The organism is Anaeromyxobacter sp. (assembly GCA_016718565.1).
In the GTDB taxonomy this organism is placed as follows: domain Bacteria; phylum Myxococcota; class Myxococcia; order Myxococcales; family Anaeromyxobacteraceae; genus JADKCZ01.
The window spans coordinates 409,724-435,695 of sequence record JADKCZ010000002.1; the positions used below are offsets into that span (position 1 = coordinate 409,724).

Sequence of the window (25,972 nt, forward strand, 5' to 3'; positions counted from 1 at the left end):
ATGCGCGGCCTCGAGCAGATCCCCTGGCTCTACGATCTCGGCCTGTGGCTGGCCGAGCGCGGCGGCTTCGGCCGCTGGCGCCGCTGGCTGCCGGGCGGCGCCGCCGGCCGCACCCTCGACCTCGGCACCGGCACCGGGCGCAACCTGCCCTGGCTGCCGCCCGGCCTGGCGGCGGTGGCGGTGGACCCCTGCCCCCAGAACCTGGCGGCGGCGCACCGGCGGGCCCCCGGGGTGGCGCTGGTGCGGGCCCGCGCCGAGGCGCTGCCCTTCAAGGGCGGCGCCTTCGACACCGTCCTCTCGGGGATGGTCCTCTGCTCGGTGGACGACCCGGCGGCCGGGCTGGCCGAGGTGCGCCGGGTGCTGGCTCCGGGCGGCGCCTTCCGCCTGCTGGAGCACGTGCGGGCCGAGGCGGCGCTGCCGGCCCGGCTGCAGGACCTGGTGCAGCCGGCCTGGACCCTGGTGGCGGGGGGCTGCCGGCCGAACCGCGACACCGAGCGGCTGGTGGCGGCGGCCGGGTTCGAGCTCGTGCCGGCCACGCGGGTGGCGCGCGGGAACTGGCGGAGGCTGGTGGTGCGCGCCGCGGCGGCCCGGCCGGCGCGCTGAGCGGCGCGGGAGCGGGCCAGCGCGGTGCAGCAGGGGTTCAGGTGCGGATGCGCTGCGGGCAGAGCGCCCCGGCCTCCACCAGCACCTCGGCGAACCAGTCGGACATGGCCCGCTCGCCGTACTCCAGCTCCAGCCGGAACAGCGCGTGGACCTCGTCGGCGTCGAAGCGCTTGGCCATCCACCGGTCGAAGACCGGCGCCAGCGGCTCGCGCGGGAGCCCCATGACCGGCGGCGGCGGGTCGCTCCGAATGAGGCGGACCAGCTTCTTGCGCACCTCGGTGAGCGTCCTGTCGTTCATGGCCCGGCCTCCCGGAGGCCCGGGGTGCAGCCCCCGGGCCTGGTGCAGCGGAGGGATCCCGAGCGGTTGCGGCGGGGGACGTCGACCCCTGGGGTTCCGGCGACCCGGCCTAGGGGCCTTCCTGGCACCCCCTCTTGTCAGTGCAGCGTGGGAGCCGGTCTGGGTGTAACTCTGACATGACGATGGCACGCGACCTGCGCCCCACCGCCTTCCTCCCGGCGTTCCTGGTGACCGCGGCGCTGGCCCTGCTCCTGGCCCCGCTCCCCGGGCTGGCGCAGTCCGCCGCGCCCACCTCGGAGCCCGACGACTGGCTCGACGAGGGGCACCAGGCGGTCTCCCGCGGCCTGCTCTGGCCGGTGGCCCGGCTCGATCGCTTCTTCTCCGACGAGCGCGAGGTGGACCTGCCGCGGGCCCGCTCCTTCGTGCGGTGGCGCAACAACCTCAAGCTCTACGACGACGGTGCGCACGCGTACACCACCGACGTCCGGGCCGAGCTGCGCTTCCCAGGGCTCGACCGGCGCCTCGACCGGCTCGGCCTGGTCATCTCGGGCGGCACCACCGACGCCCTCGACCGGCTCCTGCCCGGCGACGCCTCGGCCGCCGACCCCACCGGGCGCGGCAGCGCCGGGCTGCGGCTCGACGTCCTGGACGATCTCTTCACCCAGACCGACCTGCGGGTCGGCCTCCTCTTCGGCCTGCCGGTGGGCTGGTTCACCCGGCTCCGCTTCCGCCACGTCCAGCCGCTCGGCGAGGTGCTGGTGGCGCGGCTGGCGCTCTCCGGCTTCTGGCAGACCAACACCGGCTGGGGCACGCGCCAGGACCTCGACCTGGAGCGACCGCTCAAGCCCTGGCTGCTGCTGCGGCTCGCCAACACCGCCACCCTCTCCGAGGTGACCCGCGGCTGGGAGTGGACCAGCGAGCTCTCCCTGCTGGCCACGGTCGGAGCGCGCAGCGCGGTCGGGCTGTCGGGCGCGGCCCTCGGCGCCAGCCGGCCGGGGCTGGTGCCCGGGCCGGTGCCGGGGACGCTCGTCGGGCCGGCCACCGCCTGGGTGGTCGAGACCTGGCGCGTCAGGGCCCGCCTGCGCCGCGACGTCTACCGCCGCTGGCTCTTCGTGGAGCTGGAGCCGGAGCTGGACTTCGTCCGCCCGCCCGGCGGCGGCCGCAACCGCATCCGCTCGGTGGTGCTGCGGCTGGAGGTGCAGTTCGACGCCTCCCCCCGGCGCCCCGGCCCGCGCCGCCCGCCCGCGGCTGGCCTGCCGGCCTCGCCGCTCGACGCCGCCAGGCCCTGGAGCCCCCCGCCGCTGGTCGGGCCGCAGCCGACCGCGCCGGCCGCGCCGCTGGCCCCGGCCGACCAGCCGCCGGCCACGCCACCCCAGGCCGACCCACCCCCGATCGACCCTCCCCCGGCCGCCACGCCGCCGCAGGGCGCCCCTGGAGGCTGAACCCTCGCCTGCGCCGAGGCGTCGCCGGCGGCCGGCGCCCGCCCCCGCACCCGCCTGCGCGGCCGCGCCGGCCCCTGAGCCTCCAGGCCCGAATGGGCATCCGGTTCGTTGCCGGGGGTGCCGCCCCATGCGACCCTCGGTCCTCGATTCAGCGCTGGGGGGAGTGACGCCATGGCCAAGAACAACCGGTTCCGCATCGCCATCAACACCGGGGGCGGTGACGCGCCCGGCCTGAACGCGGTCATCTACGCGGTCACCATGGCGGCCCACCAGCGCGGCTGGGAGGTCCACGGGATCCTGCAGGGGTACGCCGGGCTCTTCGACACCAGCAAGATCGTCCAGCTCACCCCGGAGAAGGTGGCCGGCATCCTCGACCACGGCGGCACCATCCTGGGCACCACCAACAAGGGGGATCCGTTCCACCGCCCCCACGAGCGCGGCGACGGCACGGTGGAGTACCGCGACGAGTCGGACAAGGTGGTCGAGAACTTCAAGCGGCTGGGCTTCGACGTGCTGGTGGCCCTGGGCGGCGACGGCTCGCTCGGGCTGGCGCACCGCCTCTCCGAGAAGGGGCTGCAGTTCATCGGGGTGCCCAAGACCATCGACAACGACCTGGTCAAGACCCAGCAGACCTTCGGCTTCGACACCGCGGTGACCACCGCCACCGAGTGCATCGACAAGCTCCACTCCACCGCCGCGGCGCACGAGCGGGTCATGGTGGTGGAGGTGATGGGCCGCTACGCCGGCTGGATCGCGCTGCACAGCGGCCTCTCGGGCGACGCCGACGTCATCCTCATCCCGGAGATCCCCTTCGCCATCGACAGGGTCTGCGACCGGATCATGGAGAACGAGACCGGCAAGCGCTACGCCATCGTGGTGGTGGCCGAGGGCGCCAAGGTGGCCGGCGGCGGGCTGGTCACCAGGGAGAACGCCGACGTGGGGCGCCAGGAGGTCATGCTGGGCGGCATCGCCGAGTGGGTGGCCAAGGAGATCCACAAGCGCACCGGCAAGGAGACCCGCTCGCTGGTGCTGGGCCACCTGCAGCGCGGCGGCTCCCCCACCACCTGGGACCGGCTCCTGTCGCTGCGCTTCGGCGCGGCGGCGGTGCGCTTCGTGGCCGAGGGCAAGCGCAACGTCATGGTGGCCTGGCAGCCGCCGGAGATGAGGGCCATCCCGGTCACCGAGGTGATCGGCCAGTCGAAGCTGGTGCCGGTGGACTCCGACACCATCCACACCTGCCGCGACCTGGGCATCTCGCTGGGGGACTGAGGCCGCCTCAGCGCGGCGGGGCCGGCCCGCCCAGGGCGGCCCGCAGCACGGCCAGCGCCGCCTCGAGATCGGCCGGCACCGGCGCCACCAGGCGCAGCCGCCGGCCGGTGCGCGGGTGGTCGAAGGCCAGCTTCCAGGCGTGCAGCGCCTGGCGGCCCACCGCCGCCGCCGCCACCTTCAGCGGGTCGCCCACCGCCAGGCGCGCCTCGCGGCGCCGGCCGGCGTAGGTGGCGTCGGCCAGCAGCGGGTGGCCGGCCTCGGTGAGGTGCACCCGGATCTGGTGGGTCCGGCCGGTCTCCAGCGCCACCTCCAGCAGCGCCGCCCGGTCGCCGAACCGCTCCAGCACCCGCCAGCCCGTCACCGCCCGCCGGGCGTGCTGGCCGCGCGAGGTGAAGCGGGTCCGGTCGGCCGGGTGGCGCCCGTACATGGTGTCGAGCCGCCCGGTCTCCGGCGGGGCGCCGTGCACCAGCGCCAGGTAGGTCTTCTCCACGGCGCGCGCCTTGAAGGCCGCCTGCAGGGTGGCCAGCGCCGCCTCGGTCTTGGCGATCAGCAGGCAGCCGCTGGTGTCCTTGTCGAGCCGGTGCACCAGGCCGGTGCGGGCGCCGGCGGCGGCGCCCCCCAGGTGGTGCAGCACCGCGTTCACCACCGTGCCCGAGGGCGCGCCGCGCGCCGGGTGGACCACCATGCCCGGCGCCTTGTCGAGCACCAGCAGGTCGCGATCCTCGTGCAGCACCGCGAGCGGCAGGTCCTCGGCCACCAGGTCCGAGGGGGGCGGCGGGGCCAGCGCGATGGTGAGCCGCTCGCCGCCGCGGAGCTTCAGCGAGGCCTTGGCCGGACGGCCGTCCACCAGCGCCTGCCCCTCGTCGAGCAGCCGCTGGAGGCGGGCCCGGGTCAGGTCGGGCCAGCAGCGCACCAGCGCCAGGTCCAGCCGGAGGCCCGCCAGCTCGGGACCAGCCTCGAGGGCGCGCCGCTCGGGCGCGGGGTCGGGGCCTACCAGATGCGCGACCGGACGCGACCCTTCGACTTCAGGATCACGTCGACGATGGCGCGGTCGAAGTAGTTGGTGCGGGCGAAGAGCGCGGGATCGACGCGGGCGCGGTAGTGCTCGCGCCCCTCCTCCAGCTCGGCGCGGAGCGCGTCGAAGAAGCTGTCCTGTTCGATGCTCTTGACGATCTTCTGCTCGTTGTAGAGCGAGATGTCGGAGCAGATGGCCCGCGCCAGCCGCATCGCCTGGTCGGGGGCCTCGATGAGCGCCATCCCGGAATGGTACGGGACGCCCGCGGCCGGGTCAACGAAGCGAAGCGTCTCCACGGCCGATGGGCGCGGCGATCCGCCGGGCCCGCCCGCTCACCGCTTGGGCGCGGCGGCCTGCGCGGCCGCCAGCCGATCGAGGTAGGAGCGCGCCACCCGCTGCCCGTCGAGGCGCAGCTCGCGGGCCAGGCTCAGGAGGATGCCGCGCAGGTAGACCCCCGCCGGCAGCGCCGCGAACTTCTCGGCCTCGATGTTCTCGAGGTGGTGGCGCGTCACCTTGGTCCGCTCCGAGAGCTGCGGCAGGGTGAGGCCGCGCGCCTCGCGGACCTGGCGCAGCATCTCCCCGGTCCAGGCCGCGCCCTCCGGCACCAGCAGCTGCCGGGGGGCCGACAGCTCGTGGCGGAGCGGGATGGGCGCCGGCGCGGCCGGGCCGGCGCCCACCGGCGAGCTGGTCAGCGCCGCGGTGCCGGGCGAGGGGGGCGCGGGGAAGGCGGCGGCCTCCGGCGCGGGCGTGGCGACGGGTGCGGGCGTGGCGACGGGTGCGTCGAGCCGGATGGGGGGCGGCCCGTGGTCGGCCAGCGACGCCGGGTCAGGCTGGGCCGGCGCGGCGGCCGGCGGCGCGCCCGGGTCGAGGGCGGGCTCCAGCGTGGCCCCGGGCAGGGACTCGGGGAAGGTGGCCCCCAGGCCCGGCAGGACGGGCGCCTCGGCCAGGTCGGCGCCCGGAGCCCCCGGCTCGGGTGGCGGCGCGGCGGCTGCCTCGGCTGCCGCGGCGGCGGCCGCGGCGGCGGCGGCCGCCGGAGAGGTGACCGCCAGGGGTGGCCAGGCCGGGCTGGCCTCCACCGTGGGCAGCGTCAGCTGGCTGGTGGGCTCGTCGGCGGGCGCCGGCGGCGAGGTGGTGGGCGCCGCGGCGGGCTCGAGCGCCACCGGGACGCCGGGGGTGGTCGCCGCCGGCGCGGCCTCGGCCGGCGCCACCGCCTGGGCCGGGGGCCAGGGCGTGGCGATCCCCGCCGGCGGCGCGAGGGGCGGCTGGTGGCGGGGCCGCACGCCGATCCGCTCGTCGTAGCGGCCGCGGGCGTCCGCGTCCAGCAGCACCAGCTTGGCCTCCTCGATCCGGTTGTTGAGGAGCTGGGCCTCGTCCGGCGACACCAGCGTGTAGGTGGCCAGCGAGCCCGGCGCGTAGAGGGCCACCGCCCGCGACCAGGCCCGCTCGATCTCCTCGGGAGGGGCGTCCACCGAGACCTCCAGGATCTCGTAGAGGGTCTGGTCCGAGAGGCGCTTCACGGCTGCTCCGCTGCCCGCTCCGCCGCGTCCATCACCAGCAGCCGCTCGGCGATGCCGTCGAAGGCGCGGCCGGCCGGGACCTCGGGGCGCGCCACCAGCAGCGGCTGGCGCAGCCGGACGGCCCGCCACATCTCCTCGTCGTAGGTGATGGCGCCCAGGTAGTCCATCTCCAGGCCGAAGTACTTGCGCCAGGCCGCCACCACCGCCAGCCCGATCTCGGCGTCCTGCGGCGTGCGCGCCTGGTTCACCACCAGGCGGGGGCGGAAGGCGGCCAGCTGGCGCGCCAGGTTCATGCCCGCCTCCGGGTCGCGCTCCGCCACGGTGGCCACCAGCTCCACCGGGCTCTTGAAGCTGGCGCCCTCCATCACCTGGCGGAGCAGCGCCTCGTAGCCGAAGACCTGGGCCACGCTGCGCATGCGGCGCCAGAAGGCCGCCTTGACGAAGCGGTAGGCGTTCTCCACCGCGGTGGGCTCCGGCACCAGCACCAGCACGCCGTGGTCCGACACCAGGAAGAAGTCGAGGGTGTTGGTGTGGGTGCCGGCGCCCAGGTCCAGGATGGCGTAGTCGGTGTCCATGGCCTGGACGTGGCGCAGCAGCCGCATCTTCTGGGCGTGCTTGGGGGTGGCGGCGTCGAGGTGGTCGAGCGCCCCGGAGACCAGCGTCAGGTTGGGCACGCCGGTGGGCGTCAGCACGTCCTCGATGCGCTCGACGCGCCGCTCGATGAAGTCGGAGAGGGTCCGCCTGGGCAGCTCCAGGCCCAGGGTGGTGTGCAGGTTGGCGCCGCCCAGGTCGGCGTCCACCAGCACCACCCGCTTGCCGCGCCGCGCCAGGGCGATGCCCAGGTTGGCGGCCACCAGGCTCTTGCCGATGCCGCCCTTGCCGCCGCCCACCGAGAGGATGCGGCCGGCGCGCGGGGCCGGCTTCTTGGGGCGCGGCGCGGCCCGGGGCGCGGCCGGCTTGGCCGCCTCCTCGAGCACGTGGACCAGCTTCAGGATCGGTGCGTCGCCCATCTCGTCGGATCCTACGCCGCCGGCGCGGCTCAGTCCAAAAGCTCGACGTTCCAGTAGGCGGCGTCGGCCAGCGTGAGGAACGGGCGCCACTCGGCGTGCAGCACCCGGCGCGCCGCGCTGCGCAGCAGCGGCGTCCAGCGTGGCCGCGCCGGGGCCCGGAGCAGCCGCAGCCCGGCCTCCTCCGGCGTGCGCCCGCCCTTCCGGAGGTTGCAGGCCACGCAGGAGCAGACCACGTTCTCCCAGCTGGTGTCCCCGCCGCGCGAGCGCGGCACCACGTGGTCGAGGTTCAGGTCGCTGCGCGGGAAGCGGCGGGCGCAGTACTGGCAGGTGTCGTCGTCGCGGGCGTAGACGTTGAAGCGGGAGAAGCGCACCCTGGCCCGCGGCAGGTGCTGGTAGGCCAGCAGCACGATGACCCGCGGCACCCGCAGCCGGCCGCCCACCGTGGCCACCGCGTCCTGCCCCGCGCCGGCGCCGAGCGCCGCCCAGCTGGGGAAGTCGAAGAGCCGGAACTCGGCGTCGAGGGCCCGGGCGCCGCCCTGGTAGAGGAGCACCAGGGCGCGGCGCACCGAGGTGACGTGCACCGGCCGGTAGAGCCGGTTGAGGACCAGGACGCCGCCGTCGAGCATGGCGTCTCACATCCTAACGCCGTCCGGTCGCCGCCGCCCTCACCCGCCCGGCCGCGCCGCCGCTCGACCGGCCCGGCCGGGGCGCTCCGGCGCCACCACCTGGGCAGCCTGGGCGCCGCCCGAGAGCAGCCGGTAGCTGGCGTAGGAGCGGAGCACCCGCTTCACGTAGCCGCGCGTCTCGTCGTAGGGGATCTCCTCGACGAACTCGTCGAGGGGCAGGCCGGGCGCGGCGGCGCGCCATCGCTCCACGGCGTTCTCGCCGGCGTTGTAGGCCGCCAGGGCCAGCGGCGCCGAGCCGTGGAAGCGGCCCAGCAGCTCGCCCAGGTAGGCGGCGCCGATGTGGATGGAGGTGGCCGGCTCCATCAGCCCGGCCCGGTCGGGCGCCGGCAGCGCCAGCCGGCGCGCCACCCGCCTCGCGGTGGGCAGCATGAGCTGGGTCAGCCCCACGGCGCCGGCCGGGGAGACCGCCGCCGGATCCAGCGCGCTCTCCTCCCGCATGAGCGCCTGCAGGAGCTCGGGCGGCACCCCGGCCGGCGGGGCGTGGCGGCGCACCAGCTCGCGGTGGGCCGGCGGGTAGGCCACCTCCCAGAGCTGCCGCAGCGGGCCCTCCGGCGGCTGCCGCAGCGCCGCCCGGGCCGCGCCGCGCAGCAGCTGGTGCGCCGCCTGGTGGTCGCCGGCCCGCTCCAGCAGCGCCGCCAGGCAGAGGACCGGCCCGAGCGGCCCGCCGGCGGCCAGCCGCGAGCGCTCCACGGCGCGCAGCTCCTCGGCGGCCACCCGCCGGAACCCGGCCCTGAGGAGCGCCAGGCCGGCCGCCAGGTGGGGGTCCTCGGCCAGCGGGCCGGGATCGAGCGGCGCCGCCGCGGGCGCCGGCGGGGCCGCCCCCGGGAGCAGCAGGCCGTCCTCGCCCGCCAGCCGGGCCCTGGACAGCAGCGCGTAGTAGTCGGCGGGGGCGGCCTCCACCAGGCCGGCCCAGACCGCCCGGGCCGCCGCCCGCTCCGCCTCGCCGCCGGCGGAGAGCAGGCGGGCGCGCCAGTAGGCGGCGCGGGCGTGCTCGTAGGGGTCCACCTCCCGCGCCTCCTCCTCGATGGCCAGGAGGCCCGCCACCGCCTGCGCCGCGTCGCCACCTCGCCAGGCCAGCCAGGCCAGGCGGAAGCGGGCCTCGTCGCGCCGATCGCCCGCCGGGTGGTCGCGGACCAGCGCGGCCAGGGCCTCCCCGGCCTCGGCGGCGCGGCCGGCCCGGGCCGCCAGGTCGGCCGCGGCGAAGAGGGCGTCGTCGGCCAGCGGGCTGTCGGCCTGCTCGCGGGCGAAGCGACGGTAGAGCGCGATGGCCTCCTCCCGGGCGCCGCCGGCCGAGACCGCGGTGGCCAGCACGTAGAGCGCGCGGCTGCGCACGGCCGGGTCTGTGCAGCGGTCGGCCACCGGGCGCAGCAGCTCGGCGGCCCGGCCGTTCTGGCGGTCGCGCCGCAGCGCCCGGCCCAGGGCGGCGCGGGCGCGGCAGGCCTCCGGCTCGGCGGCGGCCGCCGGCGGAGCCAGCTTGACCACCGGCCCGAGCAGGGCCAGCACCTCGGCGGTCTGGTTCCGCTCCAGCAGCCCCTCGGCCCGGCGCAGCACCTCGGCCGGGGGCGGCGCCTCGCCGGCCGCCCCTGGCAGCTCGCGCAGGGCCGCCAGGCAGGCCGGGGCCTCGGGCTCGGCGGGGCGGCCGGCCCAGCACTCCAGCAGCGCGGCGCGGGCCCCGGCGGGATCCGGCGGGGGCGACGCCGCCAGCAGGCGCCCCGCCAGCAGCAGCGCCGCGGCAGGCCGGACCCCACCCTGGCCGGCCTCCAGGAGCGGGGCCAGGGCCGCCAGCCCGGACCGCGGGTCGCCCGCCGCCGCCAGGGCGCGGGCCCTCCCCAGCACCGCCCCCTGCCGGTGCAGCGAGCCCGGCCCCACCCCGGCGAAGGCCTGCGCCGCCTCGCGGTGGCGGCCCAGCCCGGCCAGGGCGCGGCCGCGCGCCGCCAGCACCCGGTCGGCCAGGGCCGGGAGCGCGATCTCCAGGCGGTCCAGCGCCGCCAGGGCCTCATCGAAGCGGCCGGCCGCCTCGCAGGAGAGGCCGCGCACCAGCCGCGCCTCTGGCCGGGTGGCGCGCCCCAGCGCGGCCAGCGCGTCGGTGGGGCGGCCGTCTTCCAGCAGCGCGGCGGCGGTGGCGGGTGGCCCGGTCAGGGCCGGGGCGAGGTCGGCCTCGCCGAGCAGCGCCGACGCGGCCGCCGCGGCCAGCGCCAGGAGGAGCGATGTCATCGTGGCCGAGGGTGCGCCCGGCCCGCCAGCCGGTCAAGTCGCCGGCCGGCGGCGGCGGCGCCCCGGGCAAAGCGGGCTAGGATGGATCGCCGTGGACATCCGCACCCAGGCCGCGCTGCTCGCCGCCATCGTGACGCTGGCGCTGGCCGTGGCCGCGCTGCTGCGCGACAACCGCTCGCGCGTCTTCACCCTCTTCGCCCTCTTCAGCCTCGACCTCTTCCTCTTCTCGCTGGCCATCTGCCTGCAGCGCTGGCCCGAGGTGGGCGGCGACCCCACCTGGTGGGAGCGCCTGGCCGTGGGGTCCGGGGCGCTGGTGCCCTCGGCCGGCCTGGCCTTCTTCCTGGAGTTCCTCGGGGTGGCCCGCCGCCCGGCCCGGCGAGCCCGCAACGCCATGCTGGCCGGCTCGCTGGGCGGCCTGGTGGTGGCGCTCTCGCCGCTGGTGCACGCCCGTCCGGCCAAGCTGCTGGTGGCCGCCTACGTGCTCTTCGGCCTGACGGTGGTGCTCTCGGTGCTGTGGAACCGGATGCGCGCCGCCGCCACCCGCGTCGAGCGGGCCCGCCTGCGCTACCTGTTCGTGGGCGCGGTGGTGGCCATGGCGCTGTCGCTGCTCGACATGGCGCCGCGCTTCGGCCTGCCCTGGCCGGTCGAGGGGCTGGGCTCCATCACCCTCACCATCTTCATGTTCTTCCTGTCGCAGACGCTGCAGCGCCACCGGCTGCTCGACCTGCACGAGTTCCTCGGGAAGATCGTGGTGGTGACCGCCCTCAGCCTGGTGCTGGTGGTGGTCTACGGCGGCCTGGTCTCCTGGGTGGGCGACCGGCGCGAGCTCTTCTACTTCAACACCGTGGTGGCCTCCTTCGTCATCCTCTCGCTCTTCGAGCCGCTGCGCGCCCGGGTCGAGGAGTGGGTGGTGGTGACCCTCTTCCACGAGCGCTACGAGCTGGTGCGGCGCCTGGAGGCGGTGCGCGACCGCTGCGGCACGGTCATCGACCCGGCCGAGCTGGGGCTGGTGGTGCTCGACGGCCTGGTCGAGACCCGGCGGGTCACCCACGCGTCGCTCTGGATGCTGGCGGAGGACCGGCCCGGCTACCGCGCCCAGGACTTCCGCGGCCCCGCGCCGGTCAAGTTCCTCGAGCCGGCCGCGGCGCGGGCGCTGCTGGCGGCCACCGCCAGCGGGCAGAAGGCGGTGCTGCTGGAGAACCTGGACCGGCGCATGGGCGAGCTGCGCCGCCTGCTGCCGGCCGGCCCGGCCGAGGCCGAGCCCCGCAGCGGCCGGCCCGCCACCGCCGCGGTGGCCGCCGAGCTGAGCCGGCTCTCCGACGCCCGCGCCGTCATGGCCTCCATGAAGGCCGGCATCTGCATGCCGCTGGCGGCCGGGGAGCGGGCCGTCGGCTTCCTGGCCTGCTGGGACGAGCGGGTCCCCGAGGCCTTCGCCTCCGACGAGATCGCCGCCATGCTGGAGGTGGCGGAGCAGTGCGCCCGGGTCATCGAGAACTCCAAGCTGTTCCAGCAGATGAAGGAGCGCGACCGGCTGGCGGCCATCGGCGAGATGTCGGCCGGCCTGGCCCACGAGATCCGCAACCCGCTGGCCGCCATCAAGGGGGCCATCCAGTACCTGGATCCGCGCACCCTGCCGGAGGGGGACCGCGAGTTCCTCGAGATCGTGGTGGACGAGGTCAACCGGCTCAACGGCGTGGTCACCCAGTTCCTCGACTACTCGCGCCCGCTCAAGCCGGCGCTGGCCCCCGCCGACCTGAACGAGGTCCTGACCCGCACCTTCCGCCTGCTGGCGCCGGCCGTCCCGGAGGGCATCGACCTCACCGTGGCCCTGGCGCCGGAGCTGCCGCGGGTGGCCTGCGACGCCGAGCAGCTCAAGCAGGTCTTCATCAACCTGGCGCAGAACGCCTTCCAGGCCATGCCGGCGGGCGGGCGGCTGGAGGTCTCCACCAGCGTGACCCGCGACGACCTGGCCTACTGGCGCGAGGGGGCCCGCCGCCCCGACCTGGTGGAGGTCCGCTTCCGCGACAGCGGGGCCGGCATCCCCGAGGAGGCGCGGGAGCGCATCTTCGTGCCCTTCTACACCACCAAGGAGAAGGGCACCGGGCTCGGGCTGGCCATCTGCCAGCGCATCGTGACGGCGCACCACGGGGCCATCGCGGTGCAGGCCCCGGCCGGCGGCGGCGCCGAGTTCGTCATCTCGCTGCCCGGGCTGCGCGAGGACCGGCCCGAGGCCGAGCCCCGGCGCGACGACCCGGAGCGGCAGAAGGCCCGCGAGCGGCGGCGCGCCCGGGCCGAGGTCCGCCTCAAGAAGCGGCGGCGCCGGGGCTGAGGGGTCGCGCAGGAGCCCCTCCCGTCCGCCGAGCCGCCGCCCCCCTCCCCGCTGCCGCGGCCCCCCGATCCGTGTTACCACTCGGCCCGTGGCGCACGTCCTCATCGTCGACGACGAGATGAACATCCGCCGCGTGCTCGCGGCCATGCTGAAGCGCGACGGGTACGAGGTCACCACCGCCGCCGACGGCGAGCAGGCGCTGGCCGTCCTGCAGAAGACCCCGGTGCACGTGGTGGTCACCGACCTGGTCATGCCCAAGGTGGGCGGCATGGAGCTGCTCAAGCGGGTCGGCGCCGACTACCCCGACGTGCCGGTCATCCTCATCACGGCCCACGGCTCGGTGGACAGCGCGGTGGCCGCCCTCAAGGCCGGCGCCTTCGACTACGTCACCAAGCCCTTCGAGCAGGACGAGCTCCGCAAGGTGATCGCCAAGGCCGCCCGGGCCCACGACCTGGAGCGGCAGAACGTGCACGAGGGCGGCAGCGAGGCCGACCGCCCGCCGCTGGTGGGCTCCTCGCCGGCCATGAAGACCATCTACGACATGGTGGCGCGGGTGGCCGACTCGCCCTCCACCGTGCTCATCACCGGCGAGAGCGGCACCGGCAAGGAGCTCATCGCCAAGGCGCTGCACCGCGGCTCCAGCCGGCGCGACAAGCCGCTCATCAAGGTCAACTGCGCCGCCATCCCCAAGGACCTGGTGGAGTCGGAGCTCTTCGGCTACGAGCGCGGCGCCTTCACCGGGGCGGTCGGCTCCAAGCCGGGTCGCTTCGAGCTGGCCGACGGCGGCACCCTCTTCCTCGACGAGATCGGCGAGATCCCGGTCGAGATCCAGGTCAAGCTGCTGCGGGCCCTGCAGGAGTCCGAGTTCGAGCGGGTGGGCGGCATCAAGACCCTCAAGGTGGACGTCCGGCTCATCGCCGCCACCAACCGGGATCTCAAGGCGCTCATCGCCGAGGGACGCTTCCGCGAGGACCTGTACTACCGGCTGGCGGTGGTGCCCATCGCCCTGCCGCCGCTGCGCGACCGGCGCGAGGACGTCCCGCTGCTGGTGCGCCACTTCATCGAGAAGTACGACCGGCGGCTCGGCAAGAAGGTCGAGGGCATCGAGGACGAGGCGCTCCAGCTGCTGCAGGGCTACGCCTGGCCCGGCAACATCCGCGAGCTGGAGAACCTGATGGAGCGCTCGGTGCTCTTCGCCGACGGGCCGCTCATCGAGGCCGCGGCGCTGCCCGACGCCCTGCGGGAGCGGGGGGCGGCCGCCCCGGTTCCCATCGCCGCGGTCGGCCCGCTGGGCGCCATCGCCGCCCCCAGCGGCGCCTCCATGAAGGAGATCGTCCGCCAGGCCCAGGCCGAGCTGGAGCGCGAGCTCATCGCCCGGGCGCTCGAGGAGACCGGCGGCAACGTCACCCGCGCCGCCAAGCGGCTCCAGATCAGCCGCAAGTCGCTCCAGGTGAAGATGAAGGAGCTGGGGCTGCGCGACGCCGAGAACGGCGCCGGCGACGAGTGAGCTGCCTGCACCGGCGGTGCGGGCGCGCCGCGGCCGTCGCCTTGACCACCCCCGGACCCGCTGCTAGCGTCCCTCGACCCCACCGGAGGAGCGCCATGGGCCGGCTGATCGCTCTCGTCACCGCCTGCACCCTGCTCACCCTGGCGCCGCCGGCTGGCGCGGCCGAGCTGACCCGCGTGCCGTCGAGCGGCGAGCCGGACAACGCCTTCGACCTCGACCTCTCGGTGCGCTGGGAGCGCTCCCAGAAGCGGTCCGCCATCAAGCGCGAGTACGCCGCCGCGGCCTCGCCCGGTGAGCCCTTCGGCACGGTCACCGAGCTGCCGCAGCTGCGCTACGCCGAGATCACCAACACCCTGGTGACGCGCCTGGCGGTGGGCCTGTGGCAGGACCTGGGCCTGCACGCCGAGCTGCCCTACGTCCTGGGCCACGAGGTGAGCTGGCGCGCCGCCCCGGGCGTGGGCGTGGACGTGGTGGACACCATCGCCGGCAACGTCCTCGATCCGGACGGCGCGCCCTGCGCCGGGGCGGGCTGCACCCGCCCGCTCTTCCCGGTGGACGCCGGCACCACCGTCTACCACGGCGGCGCCACCGGCGACCTGGTGGTGGGGCTGGCCTGGGGCATCTTCTCCGACCGCCGCGACGACACCAAGCCGGCCTGGGTGGTGGGGCTGGACGTCACCTTCCCCACCGCCAGGCGGTTCGATCCCATCGAGGGGCGCACCCAGAGCTGGCTGCTGCCCTACGTGGTCCCCAGCGAGGTCGGCCCCGTGGGCCAGAAGGTGTGGCGCTACGACCTGCACACCACCCTGTCGCGCCGCATGGGCGCGCTCGACCCCTACCTGCGGGCCCACGTGACCGCGCTGCGCCGCTCCTCCGGCACCTACTCCAACTGCGAGCACGCGGCCCAGCTGGCGGCGCCCGGCGCCTCGGCCACCGGGCCGCAGATGGCGAGCGACGCGGCGGCCCTGTGCGCCGCCGACCCGTCGCGCTGGGGCGCCCGCCTGCCCTACCTGGCCGGCCTCACCTTCGGGGCCGAGCTGGTGCCCTACGAGGACGCCGCCGCGGGGCAGAAGATCGCCTTCGACCTGCGCGTCACCGGCGACTACACCTCCTCGGCCCGCTGGTACAACGAGCTGACCGACGCCACCGGCAAGCTGCACGCCACCGAGGACTACCTCACCGTGAGCGCGCGCCTGGGGCTGCTCTTCCGGGCCTCCGAGCACGTCATGATCCAGGGCGCGGCCTCGATGGGCTACGTCACTCCGCACCTGCTCACCGGCGAGTCGCTGGCCGGCCAGGCCGAGAACCCCAACTTCGACTGGCGCTACGACGCCCCGGCGCGCCGCTTCCGCCTGACCGAGGCCACCGTCTTCGACCTGCAGGTGGCCGGCGTGCTGCAGTTCTGACGGCCCGCGGCGCCACCGCCTCCGGGCGCCTCAGCCGCCCCGCTTGAGCCGCTCCAGCGCGTCGTAGACGTCGGCCCGCTTCAGGCCGCGCGCCCGGGCCACCTCGCGCGCCACCCCGCTGGGCGGCTCGCCGGCCGCCAGCCGGCGGCGCAGCTCGTCGTCCAGCGGCGGGAGCGGCGCCGGCGGGGCCGCCGCCCCGCCCCCGGCCACCACCACGGTCACCTCGCCCCGCACCTGGCCGTCGAAGCGGGCCGCCAGCTCGGAGAGCCGGCCCCGCGCCAGCTCCTCGTGCAGCTTGGTGAGCTCGCGCGCCACCAGCGCCACCCGGTCGCCCAGCGCCACCACCAGGTCCCGCAGCGTGTCGGCGGTCCGGTTGCCGGCCTCGTAGAGCACCAGGGTGCACGGCAGCCCGGCCAGGAAGGCCAGCTGCTCGGCCCGCCCGCCCCCCTTGCGCGGCAGGAACCCGGCGAAGAAGAAGCGGTCGGCCGGCAGGCCGGAGGCCGACAGCGCCGCCAGGACCGCCGAGGCACCGGGCACCGGCACCACCCGCGCCCCCACCTCCCAGGCGGCCGCCACCAGCGCCGCCCCGGGGTCGGAGATCCCCGGGGTGCCGGCGTCGGTGCAGAGCGCCACCACCTGCCCGGCCGCCAGGCGCGACACCACCACCTCGAGCCGGCCGCGCTCGTCGAAGGCCGGCAGCGAGAGGAGCGGCGGCGCCGCGGCGCCCAGGTGCGCGTAGAGCTGGGCGGTGCGGCGGGTGTCCTCGGCCGCCACCGCGTCCACCGTGCGCAGCACCTCGGCAGCGCGTGGCGTCAGGTCGCCGAGGTGACCGATGGGCGTGGCCACCACGTAGAGGGTCCCGCGCCCAGGCGCTCGCTCGGCCACCGGCGCCCCGCTCACGGCGTCGGCTGGCCGTGGGCGTCGAAGGCGCCCCGGACCAGCTCGATGGCCGGGCCGTCCGGCCCGGGGACCACGCCCACCACGTCGAAGCGCAGCGCGGCGTCCAGCTTGCCGTGGCGCCAGGCCCAGTCGGTGGCGGCCGCCACCACGCGGCGGGCCTTCACCGGGGTGATGGTCTCCAGCGGAGAGCCCTGCGCCAGGCTGGACCGGCTGCGCACCTCCACGAAGCAGATGACCTCGCCCTCCTGGCAGACCAGGTCCACCTCGCCGCGCCGGGTGGCGTGGTTGCGGGCCAGCACCTGCCAGCCCAGGCCGGTCAGGTGGGCCTCGACCAGCGCCTCGGCAGCCTGGCCGCGGGCCCGGGTGTCCGGGGCCTCGCCCGGCGGCGGGGTGGGCGCGCTCACGGGGCGCCCCGCCAGCCGGCGCGCGTGGATCGGGCGCCGGGCGCCAGCCGGGGCGGGGCGCTCACGCCTGGTGGTCCGCGGCCTCTCGGAAGGCCGGGTCGGAGGTGGCGTGCAGGATCTGCCCGGCCTTGGCCGCCTGCTTGAGCAGGCGGCCGATGGTGCGGCGCGCGGCGTCGGAGAGGCCGGCGAAGGCGTCCTCCAGCACCGCCGCGGTCTTGCCGGAGGCCACCGCCTGCTCCAGCAGGGCCAGCTTGAGCGCCACGTAGACCAGGTCGCGGTCGGCGGGCGGCAGGGTCAGGGCCGGTGCCGGCCGGCCCCCGCTCACCACCTGCACGTTGCCGCGGTCGTCGGCGGTGACCCCGGTGAGCCGGTTGAGCGTCAGCCCGCTGATGGCCTGCGAGGCGCGCTGGGCCACCGTCCGCGCCACCGCGGCGGGGCTGCCGCCCAGCTCGGCGGCGGCCCGCTCCAGCAGGGCGCGCAGCGGCTCGCCGCCGGGCGCCCCCAGGTGGGCCAGCAGCGGCGCCCCGCTGCCCTCGACGGCGTCCACGCCGCCGGCCGGCGCGCCGTCCTCCGCCCCGCTGGAGGGCGCGGGCGGGGTGGCCGGCCGGGCCTGGGCCTGGGCCAGCTCGGCGCGGGCGCGCTCCAGCTCTGCCTCGACCGTGCGGGCGTCGCGCACGAAGCCGCCGGCCTCGCCGGCCAGGCGTGACTCCACGCCCTTGAGCTCCTCCTCGACCTGCCCCTTGGCGGCCAGGGCGCCGGCGGTCTCGGGATCCCGCCCCCACTCGACCAGCTTGCCGCGCCAGCCGGCCACGGCCACCTCGGCCTCGGCCAGCCGCTCCAGCTGCTCGGCCAGCTCGGCGGGCTTGGTCACGCCCAGCGCGCCGAGGGCGCCGGCCACGTCGGTGGCGTCGCGGCCGAACTGCTCTCCCACCTTGCGCTCCCAGTCGTCCACCACCTTGCGGCGCCGCCCCTGCCGCTCCCACTCGTCGAGCCCGCCGATCCAGCGGTGGGCCACCCAGCCGGCCCAGCCGAAGGCCGGCAGCGCCAGCAGCGCCACGGTGCGCAGCTCCGACCCGCTGGCCGCCCCGGCCGCGCCCAGCGCCAGGGCCAGCGCACCGCTGGCGGCGCCGGCCCAGAACCTGCCGTCGCTCCAGGGCGCGAGCGGCGCGCCGCGGGCCTCGGCCCCCTCCAGCGCCTCGCGCTCGGCCGCCACCCGGGCCAGCGCCTCGTCGCGCCGCGCCGAGGCCCGCGCGAAGGCCCCCAGCTTGCCGGCCGGGTCCCCCAGCGCCGCCGCCACCTCGGCCACCGGCTGCAGGGCCGCCAGCGCGGCCTCGGCGGTGGCCAGCCCCTCCTGGAGCCGCTGCCCGCTGCGGAGCGCCTCCTCCAGCTTGAAGAGCCGCGTCTGCAGCCCGTCCATCTGGTACTGCAGCTTCTCGGCGGCCTCGGCCCGCACCAGCTCGGCCGAGAGCTCGGACACTCGCCGGGTGGCCTGCGCCACCGTGGCGGCGGGGCGGGCCGCCGCGCCCGCCGACGCGGCGCCGGCGACGGCGAGCCCGCCGCCCCCCGACCGCGAGGGCAGCTCCGCGGCGGCGAAGGTCAGCAGGGCGGTCATCCGGGCGCGTGTCGGCACCCCCACCGGGTCCCGCAGGAAGGCGGCGATCTCGGCCAGGTCCTGCGACACCGGCGCGAAGGCGCGGCGCTCGGCGTCGAAGCGGTGGAGCTGGCAGCCGGCGGCGAAGTCGCGCACCAGCCGGTAGGTGACCCGGTCGGCGCCCACCAGGGTCAGGCCGGCGCGCAGCGGGCCTGCCCCGGCGCCGCCGGCGGCCCGCGGCACCTGCTCCGCGTCGCGCGCCTCGGGGAAGAGCAGCGCCTCCAGCAGGCGCCGCAGCGCGGCGCCGTCGGCCGACAGCACGTTGTAGCCGGGACGCAGCGCGGCGCGGCCGCCCGAAGGCGCCACGCCGCGTACTCCCTGGGCCGCGAACTCGAGCAGCAGCACGGCGCGTGAGGGGAGCGCCGCGGCGCACCGCCGGGAAGGCCGGTGTGCCCGCGGCGCTGCGCCCGCGTCAGGCCTGCGGGGGCTCGGTCGGCTCGGCCTGGGCGGCCGGCTTGCCGCCGTGCGTCCCGGGGCCGCCGTCCTGCGTCAGGCGGGCGGCCTTGCCCTGCAGATCGCGCAGGTAGAAGAGCCGGGAGCGGCGGACCTCGCCGTGGCCGGTCACCTCGATCTTGTCGATGCGCGGGCTGTGGGTCGGGAAGATGCGCTCCACCCCGACGCCGTAGCTCACCTTGCGCACCGTGAAGTTGGCGCGCACGCCGCCGCGGCGGCGGGCGATGACCACGCCCTCGAAGATCTGGATGCGCTCCTTGTCACCCTCCTTGATCTTGCTGTGGACGCGGACGGAGTCCCCGGCCCGGAGGTCCGGGACATCCTTCCGCTGGTACTTCGCCTCGATCTCGGCAATCGCGTTGCGCAGCATGGCCTGTCCTTCTCCTTGGAACTGCCCTTCTTACAACTCGTCGTCGCCGGCGTCGAGGAGGCGCTGATCCGCCCCCGTCAGCCCGGCCCTCTCCAGGAGGTCCGGCCGCCGTTCCCGGGTGACGCGCAGCGCCTCGCGCCGCCGCCACCGCTCGATCCGCCGGTGGTCTCCCGAGAGGAGCACCTCCGGCACCTTCCTCCCCCGGAAGTCCGGGGGCCGGGTGTAGTGGGGGTGCTCCAGCACCCCGTCCACGCCCGCAAAGCTCTCGGCGCCGGCGGAGGCCTCGTTCCCGAGCACCCCTGGCACCATCCTCGCCGCCGCATCCACCAGGCACAGGGCGGCCAGCTCGCCGCCCGTCAGCACGAAGTCCCCGACCGAGACCTCCAGGTCCACCTCCTGCCGGACCCGCTCGTCGACGCCCTCGTATCGCCCACACACCAGCACCAGCCGCCCGTGGGCCGCCAGCTCCCTCGCCAGGCCCTGGTCGAGCGGCCGGCCCCGCGGGCTCAGCAGCACCACCCTGGCGCCCGGGAGGCGCCCGCGGGCGGCCTCGATGGCCCCCGTGAGCGGCTCCACCTTCATCACCATCCCGGCGCCGCCGCCGTAGGGGGCGTCATCGCACACCCGGTGCCGCCCCTCGGCGTGCTCCCGGATGTCCGACACCCGCACCTCGAGGAGCCCGCTCTCCTGCGCCTTCCCCAGGATGCTCTCGCCCAGGTAGCCCGCGCACATCCGCGGGAACAGCGTCAGGATCTCGACCTCCAGCTTCGCCACGGCGCGCCTCGCCTCTACTTCGCCTCGTCTCCTCCCGGCCCCGGCAGCAGCCCCTCGGGGGGGTCCACCACGACGCGGCCGGCCTCCAGCTCCACCGTCACGTACGGCGCCAGGGGGATGAGCACCTCGCCCGCCGGCCCCGTCACCTCCAGCACGTCCACCCCGCCGGTCTCGAGCAGCCCGGTCACGGTGCCGAGCTCGGCGCCCGCCACCGTCACCACCCTCAGCCCGGCCAGGTCGGACCAGTAGTGCTGGTCCTCCCCTGCCTCGCCGAGCTCCTCCCGGTCGGCCAGCACCTCGGCCCTGACCCGGCCCTCGGCGGCGGTGCGGTCGGAGATGCCCTCCACCTGCACCACCCAGAGGCGCCCCTGCGGCCGCGCCTCCAGCACCTTCAGCTCCTCGTCGCGCCCGCCCTGCCGCAGCACCACCCTGGAGACCAGGGCCAGCCCGCCATCCGAGCCGCCCACGCCGAGCAGGCCCTTGAGCCCGACGGCCCGGACGACCGTGCCGACGCGGACGAAGGGCACGCTCAGTCGAGGATGTCGAGGACGGCGCGGCGCCCGTCGCGGCGAGCCGCCGCGTCGAGCACCGTGCGGAAGGCCTTGGCGGTGCGCCCGCCCCGGCCGATGACCCGCCCGAGATCGTCCGGGGCCACCGTCAGCTCGAAGACCGTGGAGCGATCACGCTCGATGGCCTCGACCACGACGGCGTCCTTCTGGTCGACGAGCTCGCGCGCGAGCCACAGGACGAGGTCGCGCATCCGCGTCAGGCCTTGGGCTCAGCCGCCGGCGCGCCGATCTTGGCGCGCTTCAGGATGGCCGCCACGGTCTGGCTGGGGCGGGCCCCGGCCTTGAGCCAGTGCGCCACCCGATCCGCCTTGAGCTGGATGAGGGCCGGCTTGCGGGTCGGGTCGTACATCCCGACGTCCTCGAGGTACTTGCCGTCGCGGGGCTTGCGCGAGTCGGTCGCCACCACGTGATAGAAGGGCGCCTTGTGCGTGCCGGCCCGCGAGAGCCGAAGAACGACTGCCATGTGATCCTGCCTCCTCGGGGCCACCCGCAGGCGGCCCCGTGCGGCCGCTCTACTCAGCGGCCTTCTTGGTCTTGCCCTCGCCCTCGGCGGGGGCCGGGGTCTTCTCCACCAGCTCGATCACCGACATCTCGGCGTTGTCACCGGCGCGCCGCCCCACCTTGATGAGGCGGGTGTAGCCGCCCGGGCGGCCCTTGAAGCGCTCGGCCACCGGGCCGAACAGCTTCACGAGCACCTCGACGTCCTTGATGTCGCGGTTGACGAGCCGGCGGGCGTGCGGCGTGCCCCGCTTGGCCTGCGTGATCACCTTGTCGGTGATCCGCTTCAGCTCCTTGGCCTTGGGCGTGGTGGTGACGATCTTCTCGTGCCGCAGCAGCGAGGTCACCATGTTCCTGAACATGGCCGTGCGGTGCTCGGTGGTTCGATCGAGCCGGCGGCCGGCAATCCGGTGCTTCATCTCATGCTCCCTTGTCTGTCCGGTGCGCTACGCCTTCGGCGCCGCGGGCGGGGTCTTCGGCGGCCAGCTCTCGAGCTTCATCCCGAGCGAGAGGCCCATCTCGGCCAGGATCTCCTTGATCTCCTTCAGCGACTTCCGGCCGAAGTTCTTCGTCTTGAGCATCTCGGCCTCGGTCTTCTGCACCAGGTCGCCGATGGTCTTGATGTTGGCGTTCTGCAGGCAGTTGGCGCTGCGGACCGAGAGCTCCAGCTCGTCGACCGAGCGGAAGAGGTTCTCGTTCAGCTTGGCCTCCTCCACCGGCTTCACCTCCTCGACGGGCTCCTCGGTCTCGTCGAAGTTGATGAAGATGGAGAGCTGCTCCTTGACGATCTTGGCGGCGTAGGCCACCGCGTCGGCCGGGGCCACCGAGCCGTCGGTCCAGACCTCGAGGGTCAGCTTGTCGTAGTCGGTCTGCTGCCCGACGCGCGCGTTGGTGACCTGGTAGTTCACCTTGCGGATGGGGCTGAAGAGCGCGTCGATGGGGATGGTGCCGATGGGCGCGCCCGGGACCTTGTTGCGGTCGGCCGGCACGTAGCCGCGGCCGCGGCGGGCCGTCATCTCCATGCGCACCCGCCCACCCTCGCTGATGGTGAGGACGTGGTGGCCGGGGTTGAGGATCTCGACCTGGCCGTCGGCGATGATGTCGCCGGCCTTGATCTCCCGCGGGCCGTCGGCCTCGATGCGGATGGTCTTGACCTCGTTGGTGTGGATCTGGAGCAGGACTTCCTTGAGGTTGAGGATGATGTCGGTGACGTCCTCGGCCACCTCGGGGATGGTCATGAACTCGTGCTCCACCCCCTCGGTCTTGACCGAGGTGATGGCGGCGCCCTGCAGGCTCGAGAGGAGCACGCGGCGCAGCGAGTTGCCGAGGGTGATGCCGAAGCCGCGCTCCAGCGGCTCCGCCACGAACTTGCCGTAGGTGTTGGTGAGGGTCTCCTGGTCGACCGTCAGCCCGCGGGGCTTGATGAGGTCGCGCCAGTTCTTGGTGGTGATGGAATCGGACGCCATGGGCTGTCTCCTGGTCCGCCGCCCCCTCCCCGGCGCCGCCCAGCCTGGCGGTGTCGAGGCGCCATGGGGCGCGCGGCGTCTGACGGCGCGGGCCCGGTGTCCCGGGCCCGCGGCGAGGTGGGAAGCGTGCGGCTACTTCGAGTAGAGCTCGACGATGAGCTGTTCCTGGATGGGCATGGTGATGTCCTCGCGCGCCGGCGAGGTCCGCACCGTGCCCTTGAAGGCGGTCTTGTCCAGGTCGAGCCAGGCCGGCACGCCGCGGCGGTCCACCGCCTCGACGGCCTCGCCGATGCGCGCCACCTTGCGGGAGCGCTCCTTCAGCTCGATGCGATCGCCCACGCGGCACTGGTAGCTGGCGATGTTGACCTTGCGGCCGTTCACCTTGAAGTGCCCGTGGCGCACCAGCTGGCGCGCCTCGTTGCGGGTGTCGGCGAAGCCCAGCCGGAAGACCACGTTGTCGAGCCGGAGCTCGAGGGTCTGCAGCAGGTTCTCGCCGGTCTTGCCCTTGCGGGCGGCCGCGTTGGCGTAGGCGTGGCGGAAGCCGGCCTCCAGCAGGCCGTACATCCGCTTCACCTTCTGCTTCTCACGCAGCTGGACGCCGTACTCGGAGAACTTGACCCGGCCCTGGCCGTGCTGGCCCGGCGGGTAAGGGCGGCGCTCGATGGCGCACTTGTCCGTGTAGCAGCGGTCGCCCTTCAGGTACATCTTGAGGTTCTCCCGGCGGCAAAGCCGGCAGACGCTTTCGCAGTAACGAGCCACGGTGGTCTCTCCTGATCAGACGCGGCGGCGCTTGGGCGGCCGGCAACCGTTGTGCGGGATCGGGGTCACGTCCCGGATGAGCGAGATCTTCAGGCCGGCGGCGGCCAGGGCGCGCAGCGCCGACTCGCGGCCTGCGCCGGGGCCGGTCACCACCACGCTGACCGACTTGAGGCCGTGCTCCATGGCCTTGGCCGCCGCGTCGCCCGCCGCCACCTGGGCGGCGAACGGCGTCGACTTGCGCGAGCCCTTGAAGCCGCGGGCGCCGGCGCTCGACCAGGAGATGACGTTCCCGGTCGGGTCGGTGATGGTGATCATGGTGTTGTTGAACGACGCCGCGATGTGGACGATGCCGGCGGCGATGTTCTTCTTGACCCGCTTCTTCCCCTTCTTCGGGGTCACGGGTGAAGCGGTGATGGGCTCGATGCCGCCCAGGTTCGGCACGGAGGGAGCGCTGCTCTCCTCCGCCTTGGGCGCCGCCTCAGGCTTCTTGGCGGGCTTCTCCGTCGTCTGCTTCTCGTCGGCCACTCGTCGTTCTCCGGTGGATGAGGTGCTGGACTACTTCGGCGCCGGGGCCGCGGAGGGGGCCTTGCGGACCAGCCCCTTCTTCGGGCCCTTGCGGGTGCGCGCGTTGGTGTGGGTGCGCTGCCCGCGGACCGGCAGGCCCCTGCGGTGGCGCAGACCACGGTAGCAGCCGAGGTCCATGAGCCGCTTGATGTTCATCGAGATCTCGCGGCGGAGGTCACCCTCCACCTTGAGCTGCGCCTCGATGGTCTCGCGGATGCGGCGGACCTCGTCGTCCGTCAGATCCTTGGTCCGGGTGGTGACGTCCACCTTGGACTTCTCGCAGATCTGTGTCGCGGTGGTCCGGCCGATGCCGAAGATGTACTGCAGGCTGACCTCGATCCGCTTTTCGCGGGGAAGGTCGACGCCGGCGATGCGAGCCATTCGTCTACTCTCCAGTCTCGCGCCGGGCTAGCCCTGGCGCTGCTTGTGACGGGGGTTGGCCGGGCAGATGATCCGCACGGTGCCCTTGCGCTTGATGACCTTGCACTTGTCGCAAATCTTCTTGACCGACGCGCGGACCTTCATGACCGACGCCTCCCTCTGACCTTCTCATCAAAGACGAAAAGCCCCGCCGAGCCTTCCGGCGGGACCGGCGGCAGGGGCTTGCGACGCCCCCAGGTGCAGCTTGCCGCCCGAATTTTCTCCGGGTTTTCCCGGATCGACCTCCCCAGCACGCGGCTGAGCGGAGGGGGCCTATTAACACAGGCATTTTCCTGATGCAAGCGTTGCCCAGAGCCGCCAGGTCCCGCCCTCGCCCCAGCCACCCCGCTTCGGGGTGGGTGAAGCCCTGCTTCACGCGACGGTGAGGATCTCCGGGCCATCTTCGGTGATGGCCACGGTGTGCTCGAAATGGGCCGAAAGCCGGCCGTCCTGCGTCACCGCGGTCCAGCCGTCGTCGAGCGTCTCGACCTGGAAGCCGCCGGCGTTCACCATCGGCTCGAGGGCCAGGACCATGCCCGGCCGCAGCCTGGGCCCGGTGCCGGGTGACCCAAAGTTGGGGACCTGGGGAGGCTCGTGCAGCCTGCGGCCGATGCCGTGGCCCACGAAGTCGCGCACCACCGAGAAGCCGCGCGGCTCCACGTAGGCCTGGACGGCGGCCCCGATGTCACCGACCCGCCGATCCGGCCAGGCCTCGGCCACCGCGCGCGCCAGGGCGCCCCGCGTGACCTCGATGAGCCGCAGCGCCTCGGGGGAGGCCGTGCCGACCGGCACGGTCACCGCGGAGTCGCCGTAGAAGCCATCCAGCACCACCCCGAAGTCGAGCCCCACGATGTCGCCGTCCCGCAGCACCCGCAGCGCCGAGGGGATGCCGTGCACCACCTCGTCGTTCAGCGAGATGCACACCGAGGCGGGGTAGCCGTGGTAGCCGAGGAAGGCCGGCTCGGCCCCCCGCTGCCGGGCCCTGGCCTCGGCCAGGCGGTCCAGCTCGGCGGTGGTCACGCCCGGCAGCGCCGCGGCGGCCAGCTCCGCCAGCACGTCGTGCACCACCCGACAGGCGTCGCGGATGCGGGCCAGCTCGTCGCGCGACTTGACGGCGATGCGCTCGCGCGAAAGGGCATCCATGGGCGGGGGCGGGCCGGACTACCGGCCCAGCAGCGTCAGCGTGGCCGCCAGGATGGCGTCCGGGGCGCCCAGGCCGCCCACCTCGGCCACCTGGCCGCGGGCCTGGTAGAAGGCCTTCAGCGGGGCGGTCTTGACGGCGTACTCCGACATCCGCTTGCGGACGTTCTCCGGCTTGTCGTCCTCGCGGTGCACCAGGGCGGCGCCGTCCCGGTCGCACACGCCGGCCACCGCGGGCGGCTGCTGGGTGACGTGGTAGACCGCCCCGCAGCTGGGGCAGGAGCGCCGGCCGCCGATGCGCTCGACCAGGGCCGACTCGGAGACCTCGTAGGACACCACCCGGCCCAGCGGGCGGCCCAGGCGGGCCAGCAGGCCGTCCAGGAAGCCGGCCTGACCCACGGTGCGAGGGTAGCCGTCCAGGATGCAGCCGCTGGCCACGTCGGCCCTGCCCAGCCGCTCCTCGACCATGGCGTTGGTGATGTCGTCCGTGACCAGGCCGCCGGAGTCCATGATGGCCTGGACCCGAATGCCGATCTCGGTGGCCCGCGCCTTGTGGTCGCGGAACATGTCCCCGGTGGAGACGTGCGGGACCGAGAGCCGGGCCGAGAGCAGCTTGGCCTGGGTCCCCTTCCCCGCGCCGGGCGGGCCGAGCAGGATGAGGATCATGGGTTCACCTCGCGGGCGCGCGCCCCGGGGACGGGGCGCCCC

At 75.3% G+C, this 25,972-nt stretch carries 29 protein-coding genes; 6 read left to right on the forward strand and 23 right to left on the reverse strand.

All coding sequences use genetic code 11. The features are described from left to right. Positions 1–603, forward strand: coding sequence for a class I SAM-dependent methyltransferase (locus tag IPO09_08590; GenBank protein ID MBK9517394.1), 603 nt, complete (start codon positions 1–3; stop codon positions 601–603). A 37-nt stretch (positions 604–640) separates the two neighbouring features. On the opposite strand, the gene IPO09_08595 is transcribed toward IPO09_08590, so the two are convergent. Then, entirely contained in the window at positions 641–901 is a 261-nt protein-coding gene (locus tag IPO09_08595; GenBank protein ID MBK9517395.1) for a hypothetical protein, read from the reverse strand. A 176-nt stretch (positions 902–1,077) separates the two neighbouring features. On the opposite strand from IPO09_08595, the gene IPO09_08600 reads away from it, so the two are divergent. Both IPO09_08600 and IPO09_08605 read left to right on the forward strand, forming a co-directional pair. Continuing rightward, positions 1,078–2,343: a hypothetical protein gene (locus IPO09_08600; protein MBK9517396.1), complete on the forward strand. Its 1,266-nt coding sequence runs from the start codon at positions 1,078–1,080 to the stop codon at positions 2,341–2,343. Positions 2,344–2,514: 171 nt separating this feature from the next. Next, on the forward strand, positions 2,515–3,612 hold the full coding sequence (locus IPO09_08605) for an ATP-dependent 6-phosphofructokinase (protein ID MBK9517397.1): 1,098 nt from the start codon (positions 2,515–2,517) through the stop codon (positions 3,610–3,612). A gap of 7 nt (positions 3,613–3,619) precedes the next feature. Here IPO09_08605 and IPO09_08610 read toward each other — a convergent pair whose 3' ends face one another. The 6 genes from IPO09_08610 to IPO09_08635 form a co-directional block, all read right to left on the reverse strand. Continuing rightward, positions 3,620–4,540, reverse strand: coding sequence for an RluA family pseudouridine synthase (locus IPO09_08610; GenBank protein MBK9517398.1), 921 nt, complete (start codon positions 4,538–4,540; stop codon positions 3,620–3,622). Positions 4,541–4,602: 62 nt separating this feature from the next. Continuing rightward, positions 4,603–4,869, reverse strand: coding sequence for a hypothetical protein (locus IPO09_08615; GenBank protein MBK9517399.1), 267 nt, complete (start codon positions 4,867–4,869; stop codon positions 4,603–4,605). A gap of 90 nt (positions 4,870–4,959) precedes the next feature. After that, complete coding sequence (locus IPO09_08620) at positions 4,960–5,202, reverse strand: helix-turn-helix domain-containing protein (protein MBK9517400.1); 243 nt, start codon at positions 5,200–5,202, stop codon at positions 4,960–4,962. 938 nt (positions 5,203–6,140) lie between these two features. Continuing rightward, positions 6,141–7,154, reverse strand: a complete 1,014-nt coding sequence (locus IPO09_08625; GenBank protein ID MBK9517401.1) for a P-loop NTPase — start codon at positions 7,152–7,154, stop codon at positions 6,141–6,143. 29 nt (positions 7,155–7,183) lie between these two features. After that, a complete protein-coding gene (locus IPO09_08630; GenBank protein MBK9517402.1) occupies positions 7,184–7,780 on the reverse strand; it encodes an HNH endonuclease in 597 nt (198 codons plus the stop codon). A 39-nt stretch (positions 7,781–7,819) separates the two neighbouring features. Beyond that, a complete protein-coding gene (locus tag IPO09_08635) occupies positions 7,820–10,054 on the reverse strand; it encodes a lytic transglycosylase domain-containing protein (GenBank protein MBK9517403.1) in 2,235 nt (744 codons plus the stop codon). 91 nt (positions 10,055–10,145) lie between these two features. On the opposite strand from IPO09_08635, the gene IPO09_08640 reads away from it, so the two are divergent. The 3 genes from IPO09_08640 to IPO09_08650 all read left to right on the forward strand — a co-directional run bounded on the left by IPO09_08640 (position 10,146) and on the right by IPO09_08650 (position 15,296). Next, the gene (locus IPO09_08640) at positions 10,146–12,383 is read left to right on the forward strand and encodes a GAF domain-containing protein (protein ID MBK9517404.1); all 2,238 of its coding nucleotides are present in this window, start codon (positions 10,146–10,148) and stop codon (positions 12,381–12,383) included. Between the two features lie 88 nt (positions 12,384–12,471). After that, complete coding sequence (locus IPO09_08645; protein ID MBK9517405.1) at positions 12,472–13,890, forward strand: sigma-54-dependent Fis family transcriptional regulator; 1,419 nt, start codon at positions 12,472–12,474, stop codon at positions 13,888–13,890. Positions 13,891–13,985: 95 nt separating this feature from the next. Beyond that, positions 13,986–15,296, forward strand: coding sequence for a hypothetical protein (locus IPO09_08650; GenBank protein MBK9517406.1), 1,311 nt, complete (start codon positions 13,986–13,988; stop codon positions 15,294–15,296). Positions 15,297–15,326: 30 nt separating this feature from the next. Here IPO09_08650 and rsmI read toward each other — a convergent pair whose 3' ends face one another. The 16 genes from rsmI to IPO09_08730 form a co-directional block, all read right to left on the reverse strand. Continuing rightward, positions 15,327–16,196 carry a 16S rRNA (cytidine(1402)-2'-O)-methyltransferase gene (gene rsmI, locus IPO09_08655; GenBank protein MBK9517407.1) on the reverse strand — a complete coding sequence of 290 codons (870 nt, stop codon included), beginning with the start codon at positions 16,194–16,196 and terminating at the stop codon, positions 15,327–15,329. Beyond that, positions 16,193–16,600: a YraN family protein gene (locus IPO09_08660; protein ID MBK9517408.1), complete on the reverse strand. Its 408-nt coding sequence runs from the start codon at positions 16,598–16,600 to the stop codon at positions 16,193–16,195. The genes rsmI and IPO09_08660 overlap by 4 nt, the downstream gene beginning before the upstream one ends. 61 nt (positions 16,601–16,661) lie before the next feature. Continuing rightward, on the reverse strand, positions 16,662–18,596 hold the full coding sequence (locus tag IPO09_08665) for a hypothetical protein (protein MBK9517409.1): 1,935 nt from the start codon (positions 18,594–18,596) through the stop codon (positions 16,662–16,664). A gap of 67 nt (positions 18,597–18,663) precedes the next feature. Then, entirely contained in the window at positions 18,664–19,074 is a 411-nt protein-coding gene (gene rplS / locus IPO09_08670) for a 50S ribosomal protein L19 (GenBank protein MBK9517410.1), read from the reverse strand. Positions 19,075–19,104: 30 nt separating this feature from the next. Beyond that, positions 19,105–19,848: a tRNA (guanosine(37)-N1)-methyltransferase TrmD gene (trmD, locus tag IPO09_08675; GenBank protein ID MBK9517411.1), complete on the reverse strand. Its 744-nt coding sequence runs from the start codon at positions 19,846–19,848 to the stop codon at positions 19,105–19,107. Positions 19,849–19,862: 14 nt separating this feature from the next. Then, positions 19,863–20,375 (reverse strand): 16S rRNA processing protein RimM, encoded by a 513-nt coding sequence (rimM, locus tag IPO09_08680; protein MBK9517412.1) that lies wholly within the window; start codon positions 20,373–20,375, stop codon positions 19,863–19,865. Positions 20,376–20,377: 2 nt separating this feature from the next. Further along, entirely contained in the window at positions 20,378–20,608 is a 231-nt protein-coding gene (locus IPO09_08685) for a KH domain-containing protein (GenBank protein ID MBK9517413.1), read from the reverse strand. 5 nt (positions 20,609–20,613) lie between these two features. Further along, a complete protein-coding gene (locus tag IPO09_08690) occupies positions 20,614–20,880 on the reverse strand; it encodes a 30S ribosomal protein S16 (GenBank protein ID MBK9517414.1) in 267 nt (88 codons plus the stop codon). Positions 20,881–20,929: 49 nt separating this feature from the next. Further along, complete coding sequence (gene rplQ / locus IPO09_08695) at positions 20,930–21,334, reverse strand: 50S ribosomal protein L17 (GenBank protein MBK9517415.1); 405 nt, start codon at positions 21,332–21,334, stop codon at positions 20,930–20,932. A gap of 27 nt (positions 21,335–21,361) precedes the next feature. After that, positions 21,362–22,381, reverse strand: coding sequence for a DNA-directed RNA polymerase subunit alpha (locus IPO09_08700; GenBank protein ID MBK9517416.1), 1,020 nt, complete (start codon positions 22,379–22,381; stop codon positions 21,362–21,364). Between the two features lie 132 nt (positions 22,382–22,513). Continuing rightward, positions 22,514–23,140 carry a 30S ribosomal protein S4 gene (gene rpsD / locus IPO09_08705; GenBank protein MBK9517417.1) on the reverse strand — a complete coding sequence of 209 codons (627 nt, stop codon included), beginning with the start codon at positions 23,138–23,140 and terminating at the stop codon, positions 22,514–22,516. A 15-nt stretch (positions 23,141–23,155) separates the two neighbouring features. Further along, positions 23,156–23,539 carry a 30S ribosomal protein S11 gene (gene rpsK, locus IPO09_08710; protein MBK9517418.1) on the reverse strand — a complete coding sequence of 128 codons (384 nt, stop codon included), beginning with the start codon at positions 23,537–23,539 and terminating at the stop codon, positions 23,156–23,158. 156 nt (positions 23,540–23,695) lie between these two features. Beyond that, positions 23,696–24,085 carry a 30S ribosomal protein S13 gene (gene rpsM / locus IPO09_08715; protein MBK9517419.1) on the reverse strand — a complete coding sequence of 130 codons (390 nt, stop codon included), beginning with the start codon at positions 24,083–24,085 and terminating at the stop codon, positions 23,696–23,698. Positions 24,086–24,112: 27 nt separating this feature from the next. Continuing rightward, positions 24,113–24,229, reverse strand: coding sequence for a 50S ribosomal protein L36 (gene rpmJ, locus IPO09_08720; GenBank protein MBK9517420.1), 117 nt, complete (start codon positions 24,227–24,229; stop codon positions 24,113–24,115). A 267-nt stretch (positions 24,230–24,496) separates the two neighbouring features. Next, on the reverse strand, positions 24,497–25,267 hold the full coding sequence (gene map, locus IPO09_08725) for a type I methionyl aminopeptidase (protein MBK9517421.1): 771 nt from the start codon (positions 25,265–25,267) through the stop codon (positions 24,497–24,499). 18 nt (positions 25,268–25,285) lie between these two features. Next, positions 25,286–25,930 (reverse strand): adenylate kinase, encoded by a 645-nt coding sequence (locus tag IPO09_08730; GenBank protein ID MBK9517422.1) that lies wholly within the window; start codon positions 25,928–25,930, stop codon positions 25,286–25,288. Positions 25,931–25,972 lie beyond the last annotated feature (42 nt).